The 22807-nt window shown below is 62.1% G+C and carries 24 protein-coding genes and 1 riboswitch; of the genes, 11 read left to right on the top strand and 13 right to left on the bottom strand.

Features of this window, described 5'->3' with window-relative positions:
• Positions 1–245: 245 nt before the first annotated feature.
• Positions 246–359, top strand: a riboswitch (TPP riboswitch).
• The 4 genes from HEP69_RS04540 to HEP69_RS04555 all read left to right on the top strand — a co-directional run bounded on the left by HEP69_RS04540 (position 353) and on the right by HEP69_RS04555 (position 3486).
• A complete protein-coding gene (locus tag HEP69_RS04540) occupies positions 353–961 on the top strand; it encodes a YkoF family thiamine/hydroxymethylpyrimidine-binding protein (protein ID WP_290557336.1) in 609 nt (202 codons plus the stop codon). (Overlaps the previous riboswitch by 7 nt.)
• A 4-nt stretch (positions 962–965) precedes the next feature.
• Positions 966–1754: an ABC transporter permease gene (locus HEP69_RS04545; protein ID WP_290557337.1), complete on the top strand. Its 789-nt coding sequence runs from the start codon at positions 966–968 to the stop codon at positions 1752–1754.
• On the top strand, positions 1751–2506 hold the full coding sequence (locus HEP69_RS04550) for an ABC transporter ATP-binding protein (protein WP_290557338.1): 756 nt from the start codon (positions 1751–1753) through the stop codon (positions 2504–2506). The genes HEP69_RS04545 and HEP69_RS04550 overlap by 4 nt, the downstream gene beginning before the upstream one ends.
• Entirely contained in the window at positions 2503–3486 is a 984-nt protein-coding gene (locus tag HEP69_RS04555) for an ABC transporter substrate-binding protein (protein ID WP_290557339.1), read from the top strand. Before HEP69_RS04550 ends, HEP69_RS04555 begins: the two co-directional genes overlap by 4 nt.
• A gap of 153 nt (positions 3487–3639) precedes the next feature.
• On the opposite strand, the gene HEP69_RS04560 is transcribed toward HEP69_RS04555, so the two are convergent.
• Positions 3640–4425, bottom strand: coding sequence for an alpha/beta hydrolase (locus HEP69_RS04560; protein ID WP_290557340.1), 786 nt, complete (start codon positions 4423–4425; stop codon positions 3640–3642).
• An 84-nt stretch (positions 4426–4509) separates the two neighbouring features.
• Between HEP69_RS04560 and HEP69_RS04565 the strand changes: the two genes are divergently transcribed.
• Positions 4510–5985 carry an NAD-dependent succinate-semialdehyde dehydrogenase gene (locus HEP69_RS04565; protein WP_290557341.1) on the top strand — a complete coding sequence of 492 codons (1476 nt, stop codon included), beginning with the start codon at positions 4510–4512 and terminating at the stop codon, positions 5983–5985.
• A 106-nt stretch (positions 5986–6091) separates the two neighbouring features.
• On the opposite strand, the gene HEP69_RS04570 is transcribed toward HEP69_RS04565, so the two are convergent.
• Positions 6092–6670, bottom strand: coding sequence for a TetR/AcrR family transcriptional regulator (locus HEP69_RS04570; RefSeq protein ID WP_290557342.1), 579 nt, complete (start codon positions 6668–6670; stop codon positions 6092–6094).
• Between the two features lie 70 nt (positions 6671–6740).
• Here HEP69_RS04570 and HEP69_RS04575 point away from each other — a divergent pair, with 70 nt between their 5' ends.
• Together HEP69_RS04575 and HEP69_RS04580 are read left to right on the top strand one after the other, a co-directional pair.
• The gene (locus HEP69_RS04575) at positions 6741–7883 is read left to right on the top strand and encodes an SRPBCC family protein (RefSeq protein WP_290557343.1); all 1143 of its coding nucleotides are present in this window, start codon (positions 6741–6743) and stop codon (positions 7881–7883) included.
• A 173-nt stretch (positions 7884–8056) separates the two neighbouring features.
• Positions 8057–9232 (top strand): multidrug effflux MFS transporter, encoded by a 1176-nt coding sequence (locus tag HEP69_RS04580; RefSeq protein WP_290557344.1) that lies wholly within the window; start codon positions 8057–8059, stop codon positions 9230–9232.
• A 90-nt stretch (positions 9233–9322) separates the two neighbouring features.
• On the opposite strand, the gene HEP69_RS04585 is transcribed toward HEP69_RS04580, so the two are convergent.
• The 8 genes from HEP69_RS04585 to HEP69_RS04620 all read right to left on the bottom strand — a co-directional run bounded on the left by HEP69_RS04585 (position 9323) and on the right by HEP69_RS04620 (position 16365).
• Positions 9323–9775, bottom strand: a complete 453-nt coding sequence (locus tag HEP69_RS04585; protein WP_290557345.1) for an Hsp20 family protein — start codon at positions 9773–9775, stop codon at positions 9323–9325.
• A gap of 154 nt (positions 9776–9929) precedes the next feature.
• Positions 9930–10739 carry a trypsin-like peptidase domain-containing protein gene (locus HEP69_RS04590; protein ID WP_290557346.1) on the bottom strand — a complete coding sequence of 270 codons (810 nt, stop codon included), beginning with the start codon at positions 10737–10739 and terminating at the stop codon, positions 9930–9932.
• Positions 10736–11554 carry a trypsin-like serine protease gene (locus tag HEP69_RS04595; RefSeq protein ID WP_290557347.1) on the bottom strand — a complete coding sequence of 273 codons (819 nt, stop codon included), beginning with the start codon at positions 11552–11554 and terminating at the stop codon, positions 10736–10738. Before HEP69_RS04595 ends, HEP69_RS04590 begins: the two co-directional genes overlap by 4 nt.
• Positions 11555–11628: 74 nt before the next feature.
• Positions 11629–12951, bottom strand: coding sequence for a glycolate oxidase subunit GlcF (gene glcF / locus HEP69_RS04600; RefSeq protein WP_290557348.1), 1323 nt, complete (start codon positions 12949–12951; stop codon positions 11629–11631).
• The gene (locus HEP69_RS04605; RefSeq protein ID WP_290557349.1) at positions 12952–13299 is read right to left on the bottom strand and encodes a hypothetical protein; all 348 of its coding nucleotides are present in this window, start codon (positions 13297–13299) and stop codon (positions 12952–12954) included.
• Between the two features lie 84 nt (positions 13300–13383).
• Positions 13384–13740 (bottom strand): hypothetical protein, encoded by a 357-nt coding sequence (locus HEP69_RS04610; RefSeq protein ID WP_290557350.1) that lies wholly within the window; start codon positions 13738–13740, stop codon positions 13384–13386.
• On the bottom strand, positions 13737–14852 hold the full coding sequence (locus HEP69_RS04615; protein WP_290557351.1) for an FAD-binding protein: 1116 nt from the start codon (positions 14850–14852) through the stop codon (positions 13737–13739). Before HEP69_RS04615 ends, HEP69_RS04610 begins: the two co-directional genes overlap by 4 nt.
• A gap of 64 nt (positions 14853–14916) precedes the next feature.
• Positions 14917–16365, bottom strand: a complete 1449-nt coding sequence (locus HEP69_RS04620) for an FAD-linked oxidase C-terminal domain-containing protein (RefSeq protein ID WP_290557352.1) — start codon at positions 16363–16365, stop codon at positions 14917–14919.
• A 124-nt stretch (positions 16366–16489) separates the two neighbouring features.
• Here HEP69_RS04620 and HEP69_RS04625 point away from each other — a divergent pair, with 124 nt between their 5' ends.
• Positions 16490–16840 carry a hypothetical protein gene (locus tag HEP69_RS04625; RefSeq protein WP_290557353.1) on the top strand — a complete coding sequence of 117 codons (351 nt, stop codon included), beginning with the start codon at positions 16490–16492 and terminating at the stop codon, positions 16838–16840.
• Positions 16841–16960: 120 nt separating this feature from the next.
• On the opposite strand, the gene rlmH is transcribed toward HEP69_RS04625, so the two are convergent.
• Positions 16961–17431, bottom strand: coding sequence for a 23S rRNA (pseudouridine(1915)-N(3))-methyltransferase RlmH (gene rlmH, locus HEP69_RS04630; RefSeq protein WP_290557354.1), 471 nt, complete (start codon positions 17429–17431; stop codon positions 16961–16963).
• 27 nt (positions 17432–17458) lie between these two features.
• Positions 17459–17782 carry a ribosome silencing factor gene (gene rsfS, locus HEP69_RS04635; protein ID WP_366111301.1) on the bottom strand — a complete coding sequence of 108 codons (324 nt, stop codon included), beginning with the start codon at positions 17780–17782 and terminating at the stop codon, positions 17459–17461.
• 282 nt (positions 17783–18064) lie between these two features.
• On the opposite strand from rsfS, the gene HEP69_RS04640 reads away from it, so the two are divergent.
• On the top strand, positions 18065–18607 hold the full coding sequence (locus HEP69_RS04640) for a hypothetical protein (RefSeq protein WP_290557356.1): 543 nt from the start codon (positions 18065–18067) through the stop codon (positions 18605–18607).
• A 10-nt stretch (positions 18608–18617) separates the two neighbouring features.
• Here the strand turns inward: HEP69_RS04640 and HEP69_RS04645 are convergent, their stop codons facing one another.
• Positions 18618–19904, bottom strand: a complete 1287-nt coding sequence (locus HEP69_RS04645) for a mechanosensitive ion channel domain-containing protein (RefSeq protein ID WP_290557405.1) — start codon at positions 19902–19904, stop codon at positions 18618–18620.
• Positions 19905–20400: 496 nt separating this feature from the next.
• Here HEP69_RS04645 and leuC point away from each other — a divergent pair, with 496 nt between their 5' ends.
• Both leuC and leuD read left to right on the top strand, forming a co-directional pair.
• Complete coding sequence (gene leuC, locus HEP69_RS04650; protein WP_290557357.1) at positions 20401–21807, top strand: 3-isopropylmalate dehydratase large subunit; 1407 nt, start codon at positions 20401–20403, stop codon at positions 21805–21807.
• 82 nt (positions 21808–21889) lie between these two features.
• Positions 21890–22495, top strand: coding sequence for a 3-isopropylmalate dehydratase small subunit (gene leuD / locus HEP69_RS04655; protein WP_290557358.1), 606 nt, complete (start codon positions 21890–21892; stop codon positions 22493–22495).
• The last annotated feature ends 312 nt before the right edge of the window (positions 22496–22807 follow it).

Below are 22807 nucleotides of genomic sequence, written 5' to 3' on the forward strand. Positions count from 1 at the left end.
GGTCTTACGGGCGCGCGTTCAGGCCCGACCCGGCGGGTGGTCTGATCGAAATCCGACAGTTCTGACCGGACAGCTATGTGCGGGGATCCTGCCCGTTTTCCGACCATTGGCAGCGGCGGCAGTGCGGCCCTGAATGCGCATTGGGTCTGCGTGATTCTGCCCGGCGTCTGCCCCGCGCCGGATTGGGAAACCTGTCGTTCGGTTCGGAAACGACTTGCATTCATTTTGTTAATCTGGAAACCATGTGCGCACCACAGGGGTGCTGCGTAGAGCCGTGGCTGAGATGGGGGTGACAAACCCTCGGACCCTCAAAGCTGATCTGGATAATGCCAGCGGAGCAAGGAGGACAGTTATGTTCGCAGGCGCGCAAGTTTCCCTTTACCCGATGACCGACGAGTTCGTTGACGTCATTCTTTCCTCTCTGACCGCGCTGGATCCCTGGCGTGATCGGTTGCGGATCGAGACTGACGATATCTCGACCCTGATCGTAGGCCCGCCCGAGGTGCTGTTCCCGGCGTTGCGCGATCTTTATGCCGAGGCTGCCCGCTCGGGACATCACATCGTGTTGCGGGCAACCCTGTCGCGCGGGTGTCCGGGCGAGCCGGACGACCCGATCTGTCAGACAGCCGCGCTCGCCAACCCGTCCGAACCGATTGCAGCCCGTCAAAAGGCGGCGCTGGGTGCAGTGTCCGACGCGGCGGAAACGAGGCAGGCCGCCGATGCGCAGTTTTCGCTCTATGTGATGGGCGCGGGCGACCATATGGACGAAATCATGGGTTGCATCGACTATCTCAAGCAAAGCGGCACTTTTGACCGGTCCAAGAATTTCTGTACCCGGCTCACCGGCGATGCAGGCCCGGTTTTTGCCACGCTGCAAGAGGCGTTTTGCCGGTTTGGCCGACCCGAGGGTCACGTGACGATTGATCTGACAGTGTCGGCAAACAGCCCGTCGAAACGCTGATCTGATGCAGCACCCCCCGCCCCGCCACCAGGGCGGAGGTCTGATCCGCGGCATCCCTGCCATATTGAGCGTGGTCAGTGCCTTCGTCATCTGGGAACTCTATGTCCGTGTGTCGGGCATCTCTCCGCTGATGCTGCCTGCGCCCTCGCGCGTGCTGGAGCAGATGGTGCAGAACCGCGCCTTGCTATGGCACAACACGCTCCCCACGATACAGGCCACGCTGAGCGGTTTCGCGCTGTCGGTCAGTGTCGCCTTCGCATTGTCGATTGTGCTCGATTTCATGCCGCGTGTCCGCCGAGCCCTGTTTCCGATTTTTGTCGTCAGCCAGACCTTGCCATTGGTGGCCATCGCGCCGCTGGTCGTTTTGTGGTTCGGGTTCGATCTGACCCCCAAGATCCTGCTGGTGGCGCTTGTGACCTTCTTTCCCATGCTGGTGGCGCTGGTCGATGGCTATGCCTCGACCGATCCCGAGATCGAGGCGTTGCTGCGCTCCATGGGCGCGTCGCGCAGGGTTTTGTTTCGTACCGCACGCCTGCCCTCGGCAATGCCGTATTTTTTTGCCGGGCTGCGCATCTCGATCACCTATGCGGTGGTGGCGGCGATCTTTGCCGAATATGTCGGCGCACGCGCAGGGTTGGGCATCGTCATTCTGAACGCCAAGAACAGCTTTCGCCCCGATCTGGTGCTGGCCGCCGTGGTGATCAGCTCTGTGCTCACGCTGGTTCTGTTTGCTGCAACGGCGCTGTTGCAGCGCATCGTGTTGCGCTGGCGCGACGTTGGAGAGGTGCGATGACGGCCCTGGCGATGCAGGGTGTCGGGATCACCTTGGGCGGCACCGTGGTGCTTGACGATATCACGCTGCATGTGGCCGAGGGGGAATTCGTCTCGATCCTGGGGCCATCGGGCGCGGGCAAGTCGACGATCTTTCGGCTGTTGACCGGCGCGCTGCGCCATGATCGCGGCATGGTGACGGCGGGTGGCCGCCCGCTGGATCAGGGCGAGCCAGGATTTGCCTTTATGCCGCAGCGCGATGCGTTGATGCCATGGCGGCGCATTCTCGACAATCTGACGCTGGGGCTGGAAGTGCAGGGAATGGCCCGCAGGGAGGCCCGTGCACGGGTTCTGCCGCTCTTGTCCGCGTTCGGCCTCGCGGGGTTTGAGCGTCATTATCCCGCGCAGTTATCCGGCGGCATGCGGCAACGCGCGGCCCTGTTGCGCACACTCGTGCAGGGTCGCCCTGTTCAGCTTTTGGATGAGCCGTTCGGGGCGTTGGACGCGTTGACGCGCACGCAAATGCAGGCCTGGTTCGAGGACCGCTGGCGCGAAGCCAGATGGACCACCCTGCTGGTCACCCATGATGTGCGCGAGGCCGTGGCCCTGTCGGATCGCATCTATGTGCTGTCGCGTCGGCCCGCCCGGGTGATCGCCGAGATCCCAGTGCCCGCGCCGCGTCCTCGTCTGGGCCGCGCGCCAGGCCCGGATGCCCATGCGCTGGAAGCGCAGCTTGTCGATATCCTTCTCACCCAAACCGGAGATCAAACATGAGACATCTTTTGACCGCCGCGCTTCTGATCGCGGCCCTGCCTGTTGGCGCACAGGAACGGTTGAGCGTTGCGCTCGACTGGACGCCAAATACCAATCATGTCGGGCTTTATGTCGCGCAAGCCAAAGGCTGGTTTGACGAGGCGGGTCTGGAGGTTGACATCCTGCCCTATACCGACACCTCGTCCGGGACATTGGTTGCCGCAGGGGTGGCGGAGTTCGGCATTCTGAGCGCGGTGAGCTTTCACAGCCAGCGCGCGACCGGGGCGGATCTGACCGTGGTCAAGGCCATTGTGCAACACGAAACCGGGCGGATCGTCTTCAACGGAGAGCGGGAGGATATCCAGCGCCCCGCAGACCTGGATGGGCTGACCTATGCGGGCTTTGGCAGCGACTGGGAAGAGGCGCTGATCTCGACCATCATCCGCAACGATGGTGGCACGGGCGTTTTCGACACTGTTACGCTGGGCACATCGGCCTATGAAGCGCTGGCCAATGGCCGTGTGGATTTCACGCTGGAGGTCAGCACGTGGGAGGGTGTGAACTCCGTCCTGCTGAACCGCCCGCAACGCGCCTTTCGCTATGCCGATTACGGCGTGCCGGATCAGCACACAACGTTTCTGGGTGCGAACGGCACGTGGTTGAGCGAGAATCCTGACACGGCGCGGGCCTTTGTTCAGGCCACACAGCGCGGATATGCGTTCGCAGCCACCAACCCGCAGGCGGCGGCCGATATCCTGATTGCGGAAACCGCCGGGATGCTGACAAACCCTGCTCTGGTCCGGGCCTCGATGGATGCGCTTGTCACGGGTGGCTATCTTCAGGATCCGGGGGAGCCGGTTGGCCTGATCGATACCCGGCTGTTCACAGATATCACGACATTTCTCTTCGAGGCCGGCATTCTGCGGGGCGAAGACGGCAAACCACTTGAGACACTGCCGGATGTGACAACCTGGTTCTCGAACGACTATCTGATGCGCTGAAGGCCGATCGGTCCCGATATGCTGGCGGTATATTGAAGCCACGAGAAAGGCCATTTGACAGGGCCTTTCTCGCCCCGCCCCGCGTATCCAAGGCCCGCATTGTTGAGCGAGACGAGGGGCCCTTAGGCGCGGCTCTCGTAACCTCTCGGTTGCTCAGGAGCGCGTCAGGAGCCGCGTCAGGTCGCTGTCAGGCTGCTCCAGGGCATCGATCACATCGAAATGATGCCGACCCTCGGCGATATGGCAGGGTGCCTGCCAGGCCTCTGCCAGCAACTGGGCCTGATCCAGAAAGGCGGGCCGTTCGGCACCGCCCACCCACACGGCGACGGGGGTTTCGGGCACGGGCTGATGGATCGGGCTCTCGGCGCGCGCCTCTGCCGCGTCCATGCGCAGGTCAGTGTTCATCGATGTTTCCAGCAGCGGGCCAAGATCCGCCAGAGGAGAGATCGGGACGACGCATGCGATCCGCGCCGCCACGGACGTACTCAGCATCCCCGGCGCCAGCATCCGAGCCACCAGATGCCCGCCCGCCGAGTGGCCTGTCAGGGCCAGGGGTCCCTCGGTGCGGTCGGCAATCGCGGTGACGGCGGCCACGATCTGAGGTGTGATCCCGGCAATCCGGATATCCGGGCACAGCGTGTAAGAGGGTATTGCCACCGCCCAGCCACGGGCCAGCGGCCCAGCCGCCAGATGCGACCAGCTTGAGCGGTCGAACGCCTTCCAATAGCCACCATGCACAAAGATCACCGTACCTTTCGCCACCCCTTGAGGATGGAAAAGGTCAAAGACCTCCCGCTCCGCCCGACCATACCGCAGAGCGATCTCCGCCCGTGCGCCAAGATCGGTGCGAAGCGCCTCGGCCTTGGCCGCCCAGCGTCGCGGATACTCCGCCGCATGGGGTATGTAGGCCCCATTGGCATAGGCGTCGTCCAACCGCATCCCGATGTCCTCCGATCTGGTACTAGACAAACCCTGCCTTAGCTGATTTGCCAACATCTGTGAAATCTGACGGAGGGGAAAGACATGCTGGACGCGACAACAAATCTCAAATCGCTGCTCAACGATCCCAGCCTGCTGGAAACCCGCGCCTATATCGGTGGCGCATGGGTCGAGGGCGAGAACGGGACGTTCGATGTAATTAACCCCGCGCGCGGCGACGTGGTCGCGCAAGTGGCCGATCTGAGCCGCGGGCAGGTCGCAGGCGCGATTGCGCAGGCGGAGACCGCCCAGAAAGACTGGGCGCGGTGGACCGGCAAGGAACGCGCCGCCGTGATGCGCAAATGGTTCGATCTGATGATGGCCAATGCCGACGATCTGGGCACCATTCTGACCGCCGAACAGGGCAAACCCCTGGCCGAGGCGCGCGGCGAGATCGCCTATGGCGCCTCGTTTATCGAGTTTTTCGGCGAGGAGGCCAAACGCGTCTATGGCGAAACCATCCCCGGTCATCAGCGTGACAAACGTATTATGGTGATGAAGCAGCCCATCGGTGTCGCCGCCTCCATCACCCCTTGGAATTTCCCGAACGCGATGATCACCCGCAAAGCCGCCCCGGCGCTGGCCGCGGGCTGTTCCTTTGTTGCGCGTCCCGCCGCTGAAACACCCCTGTCGGCCATCGTCATGGGCGTTCTGGCCGAGCGTGCGGGCATTCCGGCGGGTGTGTTCAACGTACTGCCGTCATCGTCCTCCTCCGAAGTGGGCAAGGAGTTCTGCGAGAACCCCGCCGTGCGCAAACTCACGTTCACAGGCTCGACCGAAGTGGGACGCATCCTGCTCAAACAGGCCGCCGACAGCGTGATGAAATGCTCGATGGAACTGGGTGGCAATGCGCCCTTCATCGTGTTTGACGACGCCGATCTGGATGCCGCCGTCGAAGGGGCGATGATGTGCAAGTTCCGCAACAACGGCCAGACCTGCGTTTGCGCCAACCGGATCTATGTGCAAGCCGGGATTTATGACGCCTTTGCCGCAAAGCTCAAGACAGCGGTCGAAGCGCTGAACGTGGGCGACGGTCTTGGCGACGGCATCACCACCGGCCCTCTGATCAATCAGGATGCTATCGACAAAGTGCTGGAACATCTCGGCGATGTGACCGAGAAGGGTGGCGCGGTCCTGACCGGCGGCAAAACCCATCGCCTGGGCGGCAACTTCTTTGAGCCGACCGTGGTCACCGGTGTGACGCAGGAGATGATAGTCGCACAGGAAGAGACCTTCGGCCCGCTGGCCCCGCTCTTCAAATTCGACGATGTAGACGAAGTGATTGCGATGGCCAATGATACGATCTTTGGTCTGGCCGCCTATTTCTATGCCAACGACCTCAGCCGCGTCTACAAGGTGGCCGAAGCACTGGAATACGGGATCGTCGGGGTAAACACCGGTATCATCTCTACCGAACTGGCGCCTTTTGGAGGGGTCAAACAATCGGGCCTCGGTCGTGAAGGCAGCCACCACGGCATCGAGGATTACCTTGAGATGAAATACGTCTGCCTTTCGGTCTGACCAGGCACCGGGGCACGGGGGGAGTTCTGGGTCCCCCTGCCTCACCTGGTGCATGTGTCCTGAGGCAGAGGCAAAGCCTTTGCGCCCGCAATCTCGGGGCCCCGCGTCAGGCGGTCGGAAACGTCTCGGCAACCAGCGCCCTCAAAGCGCCGGGCATTGCGCGCCCTGCGGCCTCAGCCTCATCAGCGCCAAAGATCGAGCGCAACGTGGGCCGCGACACCGCATAGTAGTTCATCGCCCCCAAAAACACATAGAGTGTGGCCAATGCCTCCGCTCGGCTCAGATCCGGGCGCGCCGCTTGCGCAAGATCCACCAACCGCTCCAGAAACGGGCGCAAAAACCACTGCCGGGCGGTCTGGGCGCGATGCTCATTATCCAAAAGCTCCCGCAGAATGATCGCCATGTCGTCTTGTGCATGCACGCTGTGGTCATAGAACCGCTCAAGACCGCCGGTGATATCCCGGCTGTCGCCAAGTGCATCCATGAACCGGTCGGAGATCCGCGCCAGAACCGCCGAATACAGCGCTTCTTTTGAGCCAAAATGATGCAGCAACGCCTGCTTGGTGATGCCCAGATCCTCTGCGATGACGGCAATCGACACGCCATAAAACCCGCGCGCGGCAAAATGCCGGGTCGCGGCCTGGATCAGTCGGGCAGGGGTATCGGGTTCGGAGCGCAATGCCATGGGAAGGTGATCTTGACAGCCTACCGGTTGGTAAGTCAATATCCTTACCAACCGGTAAGGGAGGCCTCTCATGGATCGCAAGACCGAAATTGCGCTGCTCGAAGAGCTCTGGGGTCTCAAGACTGCGGGCTCTGCCTATCTCGACCCCGACATCAGCCACGCCGATGTAAGCGATTATACTGATCCGGCACGTTTTGCCGCGGAACATGCGCGCCTCTTTCGGTCACGCCCGATTGCCGCGGCACATGCCAGCGAACTGCCCGAACCGGGCGCCTTCCTGACCCGGGACCTCTTTGGCAGCCCGACGCTTTTGACCCGGGACAAAGCGGGAGAGGTTCACGCTTTTCTCAATGTCTGCCGTCACCGGGGTGCGCGGCTGGTGGCTGAGGATGCGGGCTGCAAACACAGCTTTTCCTGCCCCTATCATGCATGGACCTACACCAATACCGGTGCCTTGCGCGGCATCCCGCATCAAAGCCAGGGCTTCCCCGGTATCGACAAGTCTACCCATGGCCTGGTTCCGCTGATCTGCGCAGAGCGGTACGGGTTGATTTGGGTGATCTCCGACCCTCACACGACGGACGACATTGACGCGTGGCTGGCCCCCATCGCCGCCGATCTCGACTGGGTCGGGATGCACGCTATGCGGGTTCAGCATGTCGATATCCTGACGCTCCGTGCCAACTGGAAACTGCTGATCGAAGGCGGGATCGAAGCCTATCATTTCAAGGTCGCCCACAAAGACACCATCGCCCCCTATTTCGAGGACAACCTTTCCAGCTATACCGTCCTGGGCCCGCATATGCGCTCGGTTCTGCCGCGCGCGACATTGGGAAGCCTGCGTGACAGGCCGGTTGAGGAGTGGGACATCCGACAGGATGCAAATCTGCTCTACACCGTATCCCCCACCAGCCAGTTTCTGGTGCAGCAAGACCATGTGGCGTGGATTTCCCTCTGGCCCGTCAGCGCCGCGGAAACCCACCTGCGGCTGGTCACCGTGGCCCCCGACACCAGCCCTGTGGCCAAGGATGCGGCCAGGCATTGGCGCCAGAACCACGCGATCACCTGCCGCACGCTCTCCGAGGATTTCGAGATCGGCGTCGGTATTCAGGACGGGCTGACATCTGGTGCGAACCGTCATCTGACCTTTGGTCGATACGAAGGCGCGCTCGCCGCCTTTGCCCGGATCGTTACGCGCCAAATCAGCGATTGACGCCAGCCGCACCCCCGGCCTAGCCTGCTCCAGACCGACCAAGGAGAGAGAGATGTCCCGCGTCGTACGCAAACCGCTCAGGCGCTGCGAAGGCTGATACCAGGCCATTCGCCCTCTCTGATGCGCCCTCAAGTCAACTTGGGGGCGCTTTTTATTGCCCGAAAGACAAGAACATGACCCGCAAGACCTCTCCCCGCCTGATCACACTGATCCTGATGACAGCCGCGACCACGCTGTCGCTGAATATGTTCCTGCCATCGCTGCCTGCGATCGCGGCGGAGTTTGGCGTCGCATACGGTACGGTCACGCTCGCGATTGGCGGATATCTCGCGATGACGGCGGTGTTGGCGCTGGTGATCGGACCTCTGTCGGATCGCCTGGGGCGTCGACCGGTGGCAATCGGTGCGATTGCCGTCTTCGTTCTGGCCTCTCTGGGATGCCTTCTGGCGCAAAGCTGGCCGCTCTTTCTGGCGTGCCGTCTGGCTCAGGGAACCATGGTCTCGGGTTATATCCTGGCCGGTGCGGTGGTCCGCGATACCCGCGATCAGACCGATGCGGCAAGCCTTCTGGGCTATATCGCGGGCGCCATGGCCATCGCTCCGCTCCTGGGTCCAATGGTGGGAGGGCTCATGCTGGACCTCTTTGGGTGGCGGTCGAACTTCGCGCTTTATGCCGGGCTGGGTCTGATCCTGTTGGCCGCGGTCCTGATCGACCTTGCGGAAACGAAATCGCCCCCTGTCACAAAGCCCCCGAGATCGGGCGCGCTTTTGCGTCTGCCCGTGTTCTGGAGCTATGCCGGCACCGTCGCCCTGTCGACCTGCGCCTTTTACGCCTTTCTGGCGGGCGCCCCTCTGGTCGCCGCCAAAACCTATGGGCTTTCGGGAGCTGAACTCGGCATCGCACTGGGCAGTATCACGGCAGGTTTCATGACCGGCAGCTTTACCGGCGCCCGTCTTGGCCCTCGCTATGGCCCTGATCGCATGATGCTGAGCGGCCGGCTGATCGCAATTCTCGGCCTCGCAGCTGGCCTCGTTATCGTGCAGATATGGCCCAGCGCGCCCCTTGCGCTCTTTGCCACAACGATCTTCATCGGTCTGGGCAACGGCTTGACCACGCCCACGGCCAATGCGGGCGCGATGAGCGTGCGTCCCGATCTTGCAGGCACGGCCTCCGGCGTCACCGGATCGCTGACCGTGGGCCTGGGGGCGGTGGCCACCACCGGTGCGGGTCTGATCCTCACGCTCAGCCCCTCCGCGACGACCTTGCTCACAATCCTGATTGCCCTGAAATCCGCCAGCCTTGTAACCGCCATCCTGGCCTGGCGCGGATCCCCCATTTCTTCTCGCTAAAAATACGCAACACCCCGGTTTGCCAAACAGAGAAACGGCCCGGACATCGCTGCCCGGACCGCCACACAGAAAACCCGAGGGAAGCGGGTCTTAGTTCACTTTGCCTTCGATGGCCTTGGCTCCACCGGCAATCTCGATCCGGCGGGGCTTGAGGGCTTCGGGCACTTCGCGCTTGAGGTCGATATGCAGCATACCGTCCTCATGCGCTGCACCGGTTACATGGACATGATCGGCCAGCTGGAACTTGCGCTCGAACGCGCGGGTCGCGATACCGCGATGCAGGAACGTCCGTTCGTCATCCTCGACCGCCTTACGACCGGTGACAACAAGGCTCGCCTCACGCACCTCCACGTTCAGTTCAGCCTCGGAGAAGCCGGCGACGGCAATCGAAATCCGATAGGCGTCATCTGCGGTCTTCTCGATGTTATATGGGGGATAGCTTGACTGGCTGACATCGTTGGTCAGAACCCGGTCCATCAGATCTGCGATCTGATCAAAGCCAACAGTTGCCCGGTAAAGCGGGGCGAAATCAAATGTACGCATCGTCGGTATCCTCATAGTTTGAGCGATGTGACTGTTGTGGTGCCCTCCGGAACTGGACGGGCGTTTCGATTGCCAGAGCCCGCGTTCGGCGCCCTGACAGCTGTTAAATGGGAGCGCAAATCGGCCCTTTCAAGACCTTGCATCCAAGGCCCGTTCAGGACCCGTCCGGGCGCACGAACTTTGCTCCTGAGCTACCCTTTCCGTCGCCGATGCCGAAACGACGTATGGTCGGCGTGGGTGTTCCCTGTCGACGCAGATCCGCCTTGAGGCGGCCGACCACTCCGGGCAGTTCCATGCCAATCGAGACCACACCCTCGGCCGTGCGGCTGCCACCAGAGATAATCGACAGGATGCGCCCACGATCTCCATGTTTCACAAAGACCGGAGCGCCGGACGATCCAAACGTCACATTGCAGTCGAACGCCAGGATCGGAGACCTCTCGCCCACGATCCGGCAGCGTTGTTGGCGGGACAACGCCTCCGCCCGCCCCTGACCATAGGAGGTCACGCTGATCTCCTGGCCCCTGATAGATCCTTGATGCAGGACAAAGGGATCGGCCTCTGCCGTGGTGATCGCCCGGTTCAGTCGCAGCAGCGCCACATCATGGGGTACATTGCTCAGATCAACCCGCGGTCCGGGGCGATAGGCTTCCGGCACCGCGATTGCGGCAATGCTGCGCTCCGCGATCGCAACCCCATCGCTGAGACCGGCGCGAAAGGTCAACTCGCCCGGATCGCGCAGCCGGTCGCGGTCATAGACACAATGGGCCGCCGTCAGTACCAGATCCGAGGCGATCAGCGTCGCCGTGCAAAAGCCGCCTCGCGCGGTATCGAGCCGCCCCACGGCTTCCCAGCCCAGAAGGTCATCACGATCGGTCAACCTGCGCAAGCCGTCCGATTGTGCAAGCGCGCTTTGGCCTCCAAACGCCGCGACCACCACCAAGGCCAGGACACGCAGCCTCATGGCTTGACGAATTTGGCGCCGGTGTCGCGCCGCATGCCACCCACCGTCAAACGGTTGACCTGCGGGGCAGGGTCCAGCCCATATCCGCTGCCGCGGGCGAGCTCCGCCTTGAGGGTGACCAAGGGTTCGGTCAGGGCCGTGCCCAGCGATACATTCGCTCCGTTGACCTGGGCCTTGGCCGACACCACCGACACGATCTGCGGCGTGTCTCCGACAAAACTGAAGACCGGCGCGCCTGACGAGCCAAAATCGACATTGCAGGACATCACCAGAATGCCCGACTGGCGGGCCATCACCGAGCAGACCTCCTGCAACGATGGCGCTTCGGCCCGGTCGTGCGCATAGGACACAACACCGATCTCGGCGCCCTTGCGCGGTCTTTGTGCGGTCTCGAACGGCGTGACAGAGGGGATGCGGATCGGCCGCTGCAACTCCAGCAGCGCCACATCGTTGCGAACCCGGTCGGCAGATATGTCCCGGTTAAAAACGTAATCGGGATGCACCACCGCTCGGCGCACCGCGCGATAGGCCTCGGCCCGACCATTGCGCCAGCCCGCGCGGAACTCAATGCCGCCTGGATCGACCTGCGCGCCGGTGCGACTGTCAAAGACGCAATGCGCAGCGGTCAGCACCAGATCGGGTGCGATCAGGGCGCCTGTGCAAAACCCCTTGCCATCGATATCGAGCCGCCCGACGGCTTGCCAGTCCTGGCCTGCATCGGTGGTGTCCAAACGCTCAAGCCGGGCATCCTGCGCCATCACAGACCCGCCCAGAACCACCAGGCACATTCCCCAAAACAGATGTTTTGCAACCATAGACCGCCTCCATACCGCCAACAGCATGGTAAGTGTGTTTGGCGAAATTACGGCGGTGGCGGGGCTTTGCGTGCCTATCGCAATATGGGGATCTCCGGTGCACGCTTGCCCTCGGCAGTCATGGCGGGCGGCTGCGGTCCGCCAGTGGCCCAGTCGAGCAGCTCGACGGTATGCACAATCGGCACATCCGTGCCTGAGCCGATCTGCATCATGCACCCGATATTTCCTGCCGCGATGATATCGGGCGATTTAGCCTCCAGCGTCTGGACCTTGCGGTCCTTGAGCTGTTTCGAGATCTCGGGCTGCATCAGATTGTAGGTCCCCGCACTGCCGCAGCACAGATGGCTGTCGGCAGGTTCCACAACCTTGAACCCGGCCTTTTTCAGCAGATCCTTGGGATAGGTCTTGATCTGTTGGCCATGTTGCAGCGAACAGGCCGCGTGGTAGGCGACGGTCATCGCTTTGTCCGCGCCCTGGGGCAGGTCGAGTTTCATCAGCACTTCGCTGACATCCATTGCAAGGCCCGAGACACGCGCGGCATCGTCCGCAAGTGCCTCGTTGCGGAACATATGGCCATAATCCTTGACCGTGGTGCCGCAGCCCGAGGTGTTGATGACAATCGCATCAAGCCCCTTGCCATCCATCTCGGCCGTCCAGGCGCGGATGTTTCTGGCGGCGGTCGCATGGCTCTCGGCGGTTTTGCCCATGTGGTGGGTCAGCGCCCCGCAGCATCCAGCCCCTTTGGCAACGACAACCTCGCAACCCAGCCGCGTAAGCAGACGGATCGTGGCATCGTTGATATCGGTGTTGAGCGCGCGCTGCGCACAGCCGGTCATCAGCGCCACGCGCATCCGGGTCCTGGACTGCGGGAAAAAGCTTTGTGGGTCGTCGTTGCGGCTGACGGGTGGAATGGTCTTGGGCGCCATCTCCAGCATCGCGCGCAGCCGCGCATCGGGCATCACCCGGGCCAGGGGCCGTCCGAACTTGGCACCCAGCAGGGCCAACCGGAACCGCGTCGGATAGGGCAGGATGCGCGCCAGGATCCAGCGTAGCGCACGGTCCGACCAGGGGCGGCGATACTTGTCCTCGATATACTCGCGCGCGTGATCCACCAGATGCATGTAGTGCACGCCCGAGGGGCAGGTGGTCATGCAGGCAAGGCAGGACAGGCAGCGGTCGATATGCTTAACCGTCTTTTCATCCGGCACACGCTCGTTTTCGAGCATATCCTTGATCAGATAGATACGGCCCCGCGGGCTATCGAGCTCATCTCCCAGCACCTGATATGTTGGGCAGGTGGCCGTACAGAACCCGCAATGCACGCAGCTGCGCAGGATGTCGTTCGACCGGGCAATGCCGGGGTCTTTCAACTGTTCTTCCGTAAATGTCGTCTGCATCTAACCCGCCATTGCCCGTGCAACCAGAATTCCAAACCAGGGGACAGTTGCACCCACCGCCGCCAGGGCCGCCGTCCAGCGCCGTGCGCCCTGGCTTTCGACCATCAGGCGCAGCACCTGTCCCACCAATGCCATCGAGATCACCCAAGACCCCCATAAGAGGCCCGCAGCCAGCAGGCCCGGTGCGCCAAGCATGGTCGCCGCGATGGCCGTAAAGACCAGAACCAGCGTCACCAGACCCAGTTTGCGCACAGCACCAACAGTGGCCGCACCGCGCAACAAGCCCAGCACGATCAGCGGGCCGCCCACGAATACAAGCACATAGGTGAAGATCCAGGTCAGGCTCACCAAGTGGCCTCAGTCCCTGGACCTGCGGCCCTGAACCCACCCTCACCATGATATCGGGCACAGCCCATCTGCATCACTCCCTCGTCAGATCAGCGATAAAAACAACAGGCCCAGCAGCGCCGACAGCCCCAGATAAAGCGCGGTAAAGACGCCGCGTGCCGCCCAGACCCGTTCGAACCGCCCCAGATAGAGGTGATAGAACATGCCCGCGATCGCGGCCGAGATCACCCCGGTCGCAAGTGCCGCCACCCCCAAAGGCGAGATCCCCATCAACGGCGCCTCGCGCAGGATCGCCATGAACAGAACCGCACCGGCCACTGCCATGATACATTGCGCAATCAGCGCTCCGCGCGGCCGGTCCGACATGAGCGTCAGCGCTCCGAACACAACCGCCGACGGCCCCGCCACCCAAAGCGCTTCTGAGATGTCCTCCCCAGTCATCTGCGATCCATCACTCCGGCATTCAGCAGCCCACGCGGATCGAACCGCGCCCGCAACCCCGCGCTGATCGTTGCCAGTGGGCCGGGCTCGGGCTGAAAGAGACCCAGCCGATCCTTGGTCTGCTCATCGGCCCGGACAATCGTCGCATGCCCGTCGAATGCCCCAAGCCTCGCGCGCAGATCCGTGCCTTGTGGCACCAACGCCCAGATCAGGCCGCCTCCCCAATCGAACAGAAGGCGCTCGGCCTGCATGCGTGCGGACAGGTCCGGCGCATCCGTCGGCTTGACCGAAATCCGCCAGACATCGCCTTTTGCAGTGTGAAATTCTGTCACGTCGCGAACCGTGTGCCAAAGGGGCGCCGAGGCCTGTGCCCCATCCAGTTGGCACACATCACCGAACCCTTTGAGCAGATCTGTCAGGTGTTCCGCGCGGTACGCGACGGACGGCTCGAACCCCTCGACCCGGATCAGCGCCTGGGCTGACACCGGATCATAGGCTGCTCCGGTGATATCAAAGGGCGATCCCAGCGCTGTTGACATCGCCCTGACAGCGACCTGTGTGTCGAGGACCGAAACGACCAGCGTCGTTTCGGTTTCCGGCATCGGCAGCACCTTGAGCGACACCTCGGACAGGATACCCAACGTCCCACGCGCGCCCGCCATCAGCTTGACCAGATCATAGCCGGTCACGTTCTTCATCACCCGCCCGCCGTTCTTGACGATGTTGCCCGCGCCATCGACATACCGTATGCCAAGCGCGAAATCGCGGCATGCGCCACATTGAATGCGCCGTGGACCGGATACATTGGCCGCGACCACGCCGCCAATCGTCGGTTCCCCGCTCGTGCCCAGTAGGCCGCGGTGATCCATCGGTTCAAAGGCCAGCCGCTGGTTCTCGGATGCGAGCGCCAGTTCTATCTCGGCCACCGGCGTGCCCGCCTGCGCCACGACTGTCAGGGCCCCCGGCTCATAAAGCGTGATACCGGACAGACCGGTCGTGGTGATGCGGTCGCCTGAGGGTGCCATCCCGCGCGTTCCGCCGCCGATCACGGCCATGGGTGCTGTTGCGCCCGCGACAATCTCGGCCAGTTCGGCCTCCGTTTCAGGTCTCATCGTGTTCATCTTGCCCAATAAACTCCGGGGGTGAGGCGCATCGCGCCAAGGCGAAGCGGCCCCTTTACTCTGCCGCGATCTTGTGTGCCCGACGGCTCTCGCTCTCGGACAGTGGGAACACCTTGGCCGGGTTCAACAGCCACGCGGGATCAAACACGTCCTTTACCGCCATCTGCGCTTCCAGATCCTCAGCGGTGTATTGCACAAGCATCAGGTCGCGTTTCTCGATCCCGACACCGTGTTCGCCTGTCAGGCAGCCTCCGGCCTCGACACAGAGTTTGAGGATCTCCGCCCCGAATGCCTCGCATGTTTCCAGATCGCCGGGCTTGTTGGCATCAAACAGGATCAGCGGATGCATATTGCCGTCGCCCGCATGGAACACATTGGCCACATCCAGACCGAACTCCTGAGACATCTCGCCGATTCGGCGCAGCACGTAGGGCAGGGACGAGACCGGGATCGTGCCGTCAAGACACATGTAATCGTTGATCTGACCCATCGCGCCAAAGGCCGATTTGCGTCCCAGCCAGATGCGCCCGGCCTCGTCCGCATCCTGTGCCTCGCGCAGTTCCACAGGATCGTGCCGCGCGGCGATGTCCTTGATGAGACCCAGTTGAAGGTCAATCTCAGCCTCGGATCCCTCGACCTCGACAATCAACAGCGCCTCGCACATCGGATACCCCGCCTTGGCAAAGGCCTCACAGGCCTCGATACAGGGGCGGTCCATGAACTCGATCGCCACTGGCAGGACACCGGCCTTGATGATATCCGACACAACGGCGCCGGCCACTTCGTTGCTGTCATAGCCCATCAGGATGGGGCGTGCGCCTTCGGGTTTGCGCAAGATACGCAGGGTCGCCTCTGTCACCACGCCCAACTGCCCTTCGGAGCCGCAGATCACGCCCAGCAGGTCAAGGCCCCCGGCGTCAAGATGCCCTCCGCCGATCTCGACCACGGTGCCATCCATCATCACCATGGTCACGCCCATCAGATTGTTGGTGGTCACACCGTATTTGAGGCAATGAGCCCCGCCCGAGTTCATTGCGATATTGCCCGCAATCGCACAGGCCAGCTGTGAGGACGGATCGGGGGCATAAAAGAAGTCCTCTTCCTCGACAGCACCGGTGACACTCAGATTGGTGCGCCCGGTCTGTACGCGGATGATCCGGTTCTCATAGTCGGTCTCCAGAACCTGGTTCATGCGCGCCACACCCAGGATTACACAATCGGCGGTGGGCAAGGCGCCCCCAGCCAGGGAGGTTCCCGAACCACGCGGTACCACGGGAACCCCTTCGGCATGACAGATGCGCAAAACCTCAGACACCTCCCGGGTCGAGGCGGGAAGAACCGCCACCATCGGAGGGCACTTGTAAGCCGTCAGCGCGTCGCACTCGTATGCGCGCGTCTCGACCTCTTCATGGATCACCGCGTCCTTTGGAAGCACTGCCTGCAAACGCTCAACCAGTCGCGCCTTGCGCGCCAGCACAGCGGGGTTCGGGACGGGCATTTCCATGGTGGTTTCCTCCTGATCCAGGATTTGGTAAAAATATATTACCAATTTTTATGACAAGCAAGTCAATTCTCCAACCCACAGGAAAGTGACTGTCGTTCTTGGCTGCACAAGATAGCCTGCGCGCATGAGATATCTGCTGGCAACCCTGCTTCTCGCCACACCCGTGCCGGTTCTGGCTGACCCGCCCGCGATTGAGGCTGTGACAGTAGCCCAGTCCGGGGATAGCTGGCGTTTTGACATCACCCTCAGCCACCCTGACACGGGCTGGGATCACTATGCCGATAGCTGGCGGGTCCTCGATATGGCGGGAAATGAACTGGGCTTGCGCGTCTTGCATCACCCGCATGTCACCGAACAACCCTTCACGCGGTCATTGTCAGGTGTGCGGATACCCGCGGGCACGGCGGAAATCCAGATCGAGGCGCGGTGCAACATCGACGGCTGGCGTGTGCGCAGGACCGTATCCCTGCGCTGATCGCCGTCCAAACGCTCTGAACGGACCCGAGGTCACGGGTGCTGCTCCGGTCAGTCGAACTGCGGTTCACCCACTCGCCAAATTATCAAAAGAAATGCGCGCATCGCGCGCGCCGCTGGATCACACCCGGTGGTAAGGGCTCCCGGCAAGGATCGATGCTGCGCGGTAAATCTGTTCGGCCAGCATCACGCGGACCAGCATGTGCGGCCAGACCATCCGACCGAAGCTTACCAGCTGATCCGCCTGGCTGCGCAATTCCGGGGCGATCCCGTCGGCTCCGCCGATCACAAACGCCAGATCGCCGTGTCCGTCATCGCGCCAGCGCGCGGTCATATCCGCAAACTCCGGAGAGGTCATCACCCGCCCACGCTCGTCCAGCGCGCAGAGGACCGCGCCCTTGGGCACGGCTGCGCGCAACAGATCCGCCTCGGCGGCCTTGCCGCCGCCTTTGCGGTCCTCAAGCTCCACCACACGTCCCAGGCTCAGACCCAAGGATCGCCCGGTCCGGTCGAACCGTGTCAGATAGTCATCGACAAGTGTCTTTTCCGGCCCGCGGCGCATTCGGCCAACCGCACAGATATGGATCCGCATTCCGCCCTATCCGGCGTGGCGCCGGGCTCAATTCGCCGGAGTTCCGGCAGGTAACCACATTTTCTCCAGCTGGTAGAACGCGCGCACTTCGGGACGGAAGATATGCACGATCACATCGCCCGTATCGATCAGCACCCAATCGCCGGTATCCTTGCCTTCGACCCGCGCGATCCGGCCAAACTCCTGTTTGACCCGGTCTACCAGCTTTTCCGCGATCGCCGCCACCTGGCGCGTGGAGCGGCCAGAGCAGATGATCATATAGTCGCCAATGGCCGATTTCCCGCGCAGATCTATCTCCACGATCTCCTCGGCCTTGTCGTCGGAAAGTTGCGAAAGAATGGAGGCCAGCAGCGTCTCGCTGGTGGCTTCGGTTCGGCTCGCACCTCTGCGTGCAGCCGTGTCATCAGCAGCCTGTGCCGCCTCTGTATGGATCGACAGATTACCGTCCTCCTGTGATGCGCTCGGGACAATCCCGCGCCGTCCATAGCCCCAAGCTAGCAAGACCGGCGTGACATTTCAATGAATCGACCAACACTGTTTACGCGTCGCGCTCAATCCGGCGGTATTGTTGCTCAATGGCGCGGGGCGCGTTACGGTCCCGGGTTTGAGTTGGGACATTTGGGGGAGGATGTCATGCTGCGCACTGTGGGCAACGCCCTTCGGGCGGCAGCGGCTGTCTGGGGCCTTACAGTTTCCGCGTCGCAGGCCCAGCCCATCGACCGGTGGCATTACATCACCCGGGAGAGCGTTCTGTTTGCGGACCGGGTCGCCGGGCTGCACGGGGCCGGGGTCATCCAAGCGGATGAGATCTTTGCGATGCTCTATCTCGGCCTGCCAGAAGAGAACGGCGTCGTGTCGATCGTTCTGCCCACGCCTGATCCGGCCGAGCGCCTGACCTCTGTCCTGGTTTCTCCCAGCGGGCAGCGGTTCGAGCGGAACCTGAGCGCGCAAGAGCTCGATACCGCCCCGGTGGGTTCGGGCCGTCAGGCCTATTCCTTTCCGATCACGGATGAGGATGTGGATCTCTTCAAATCCGCGACCGCGTGGGAGCTGCGCATCGGCGATACCGTCTGGTCGATATCCCTGGATGGCAGCCGTCGGGCGATCGAACTGGCCGAAGCCGAACGGGCCCGACAGCTTTCCGAACTGACCAGAGAGCTGGTGCCCACCGATTGAGCCGCCTTGATCAGTCCGGCAGGACCTCATGCCCCAGCACGCGCACCTCGCGTTGCGGGAACGGGATCGAGATGCCGTTATCCTCAAACGCGTCCCAGAGCGCGAGATAGACATTGCCGCGGATATTGGTCAGCCCCTGCGTGGGATCGCGGATCCAGAACCGCAGGATGTAATCCACACTGCTGTCGCCAAACCCGACAATATGGCAGACCGGCGCCTTTGGGTTTGTCAGCACACGGTCGACGCTTTGCGCGGCCTCGATGGCGATGCGCCGCACCGCATGCGGATCATCGCCATAAGCGGTGCCGAAATAGATATCCAGCCGCACAAACTCGTTGGAGTGTGACCAGTTGACCACCTGTCCGGTGATCAGATCCTCGTTTGGGATCAGGTATTCCTTGCCATCGCGGGTGACCACCGAGGCATAACGCGCCCCCAGCGTCTGGATCCATCCGAATGTGTCGCCCAGCGAGATCACATCACCGGGCTTGATCGATTTATCCAGCAGGATGATGACGCCCGACACCAGGTTCGAGACGACCTTTTGCAGACCGAAGCCCAAGCCCACGCCGATGGCGCCCGACAGAACCGCAAGACCCGTCAGGTCGAACCCCAGCGATTGCACGCCTACGATGATTGCCAGCCCATAGACGATCACCTGAATGGCCTTCACCGCCAGTACCTGCATGGAGGGCGACAGATCCTCGTTGCGGCGGATATTGGCGGCCGTGGTTTGGGAGATCAGCCGCGCAGCCGTCACCACCACCCCGATCACCACAAAGCCAACGATCACAGTCAGGACCGAGATCCGCACCTCGCCCACAGTCAGTGCCAGACTGTCGAGGAAGTCCGACACCGGTTCGACCAGGTTGAGGTAGTAAAGCGTGGCATAGATCCAGACCGCCCATTTCACGACCCGCCTCAGGAACGGATTGCGCACCAGGCGCGCGGCGAACGCGATAAAGAGCCAGGCCGTGGCGAGCGTCGCGGCCAGCCCGATCAGATAGCTGCGCGAGGGCCAGGTGACCTCCTGCATGACAAAGTACGTGGTCCAGGCACTGATCGCGAAAAAGATCAGAATCAACCGGCGGCGCACCTGCACCAGCATCCGATAGCGCCATTTGGCCCAGCCCTCCCTAGTGCGGGCCCAGGCCTCGATCCGGGGATCGGTGATATAGCGCAATAGCCAAGCTATCGCGACAAGCGCCAGGATGATCAGGATCTGATTCTGTCGCCAGCCGGGCGTGATGATGCCCTGAAAGAACAGCAGGAAGTCACCCCAAAGGTCCAATGCCATTTGGGTCAGACTTTGAATTTCCGGTGTGGCCTGCTCGTCCATGCGCCCCTCTGTCTGTCAGAGTGCCCGCAAATGATCGACCGGACAAGTCGGCGTCTGCCTAGTGCTTTGATGCCTCCAGCGCCGGTGGCAGGGGGAGGAGTTGCAATCCATATTCCGGATCCCCGGCCGACACGGCATGAACCCCAAGCGCCAATAGGATGAGGGTGGCGATCAACAGGGCAAAGAGCGGTGACAATGATTGTTCCATGTGCGTCATACGATCATTAAAATTGTTTGGATCACCGGGCACGCGGTTTTTTTTGTCCCGTGCGCGCCTCTTGCCTCGACTCGCGGAAAGACGTAAGCGCAATAGTATGGCTTGGCTTTTTGATATGGATGATCGCGCGCGGCTGCGCGAACGCTTCTACGGCGCGATCCTCACGGTGCTGGCCCGTTCCTGACGCGCACCCCCGCCACGACCGCTTTTTCAAGACCCACATCCAGGGAGAGACCCATGTCCCCCAAGACGCTCTATGATAAAATCTGGGATGCCCATGTCGCGCACGAGGCCGACGATGGCACCTGCCTTCTGTATATCGATCGCCATCTGGTGCATGAGGTTACCAGCCCGCAGGCCTTTGAAGGATTGCGGATGGCAGGGCGCAGTGTGCGCGCACCCGACAAGACCATCGCGGTGCCCGACCACAACGTGCCCACCACGCCCGGGCGCGACGACCCCAAGAACATGACCGAAGACAGCGCGATCCAGGTCGCAGCGCTGGACAAGAACGCCAAGGATTTCGGCATTCACTATTATCCTGTGTCGGATGTGCGCCAGGGTATCGTCCATATCGTGGGGCCCGAACAGGGCTGGACCCTGCCGGGCATGACTGTTGTGTGCGGTGACAGCCACACAGCGACGCATGGCGCGTTCGGTGCGCTGGCCCATGGCATCGGTACGTCCGAGGTTGAACATGTGCTGGCCACGCAGACGCTGATCCAGAAAAAATCCAAGAACATGAAGGTCGAAATCACCGGCAAGCTGCGCCCGGGTGTGACCGCCAAGGACATCACGCTGTCGGTGATCGGAGAGACCGGAACCGCCGGCGGCACCGGCTATGTGATCGAATATTGCGGCGAGGCAATCCGGGATCTTTCCATGGAAGGCCGGATGACCGTCTGCAACATGGCCATCGAAGGCGGCGCGCGGGCTGGGCTGATCGCACCGGACGAGAAGACCTTTGACTATGTGATGGGCCGCCCTCACGCGCCCAAGGGCGCGCAGTGGGAAGCCGCACTTGCCTGGTGGAAAACGCTCTATTCCGATGACGACGCGCAGTGGGACAAGGTGGTGACGATCAAGGGCGAAGACATCGCGCCGGTCGTGACCTGGGGCACCTCGCCCGAGGACGTGCTGCCGATCACCGGCGTCGTGCCTGCCGCCGACAGCTTTGAGGGCGGCAAGGTCGGCGCCGCGCAACGCTCGCTTGACTACATGGACCTCAAACCGGGCACACCGCTTGCGGAGATCGAGATCGACACCGTCTTCATCGGTTCCTGCACAAACGGACGGATCGAGGATCTGCGCGCCGCGGCCGAGATCCTCAAGGGCAAGAAGATCAAGGACGGCCTGCGCGCGATGGTGGTACCAGGCTCCGGCCTTGTCCGGCTGCAGGCCGAAGAGGAGGGCCTTGCTGATATCTTCAAGGAGGCCGGGTTCGAATGGCGCCTTGCGGGCTGTTCGATGTGTCTGGCGATGAACCCCGATCAGCTGGCCCCGGGTGAACGCTGTGCGGCAACATCCAACCGGAATTTCGAGGGCCGTCAGGGACGCGGCGGGCGTACCCATCTGATGTCGCCCGCGATGGCGGCGGCGGCGGCCGTTACGGGTCGGCTGACAGATGTGCGCGAGATGATGTGACAGGGGGGTGGCGGGACAAGTCCCGCCCTACCGCACCCCGTAGGGCGGGACTTGTCCCGCCACCCTTCAAGGAGATACGACGATGGACAAATTCACCACCCTCACCGGCATCGCCGCCCCGACGCCGATGGTCAATGTCGACACCGACATGATCATCCCCAAGCAATTTCTCAAAACCATCAAACGGTCGGGTCTGGGCGTGAACCTCTTTGACGAGATGCGCTATGACGACGACGGCAACGAGATCCCCGGTTTCGTGCTGAACCAGCCGCAGTATCGCTCAGCCGAGATCCTCGTTGCAGGGGATAATTTCGGCTGTGGATCCTCGCGTGAACACGCCCCCTGGGCGATCAAGGATTTCGGCATCCGCTGCGTCATCGCACCGTCCTTTGCCGATATCTTCTACAATAACTGTTTCAAGAACGGCATTCTGCCCATCGCCCTGCCACAGGATGCGGTCGATGTGCTGATGAAAGACGCCGAAAAGGGTGCCAATGCCCGCATGGATATCGACCTCGAGGCGCAAACCGTCACCACATCGGATGGCGAGGTGTTTCATTTTGAACTCGACAGCTTCAAAAAGCACTGCCTGCTGAACGGTCTCGACGATATCGGCCTGACGCTGGAGAAAGCCGCCTCAATCGACAGTTTCGAGGCAAAGGCGACCGCAGACCGGCCCTGGGTCTGACGTCATGGATGGGCACCTCCGGCGGCAGAATCCGCCGGGGGCCGCCTTTGTTTTGCACCGCTGGATTAACGGATGTCTTGCCGTCCATCGGCCTTGCGACACAAGATGTTGTGTTTGCACAGTTTCTCAGCGCTTTCTTTGTGGGATTTGATGCAAAGACGCACCAGTTTCTCCACGAATTTGCCGTAATCCCGAGGCCTTCTGGTTGCACTGTTGAGCGGTCGGCTGAAACAAGGCACAAATGTGACAAAATTGAGGCAGACCGCAATCGCAGAGCTGTGCGTGCGGCATCAAAATGGAAAAGGGCGCGGC

The sequence above is a fragment of the Aestuariivita sp. genome, assembly GCF_021404545.1.
Taxonomy (GTDB): Bacteria; Pseudomonadota; Alphaproteobacteria; order Rhodobacterales; family Rhodobacteraceae; genus Aestuariivita.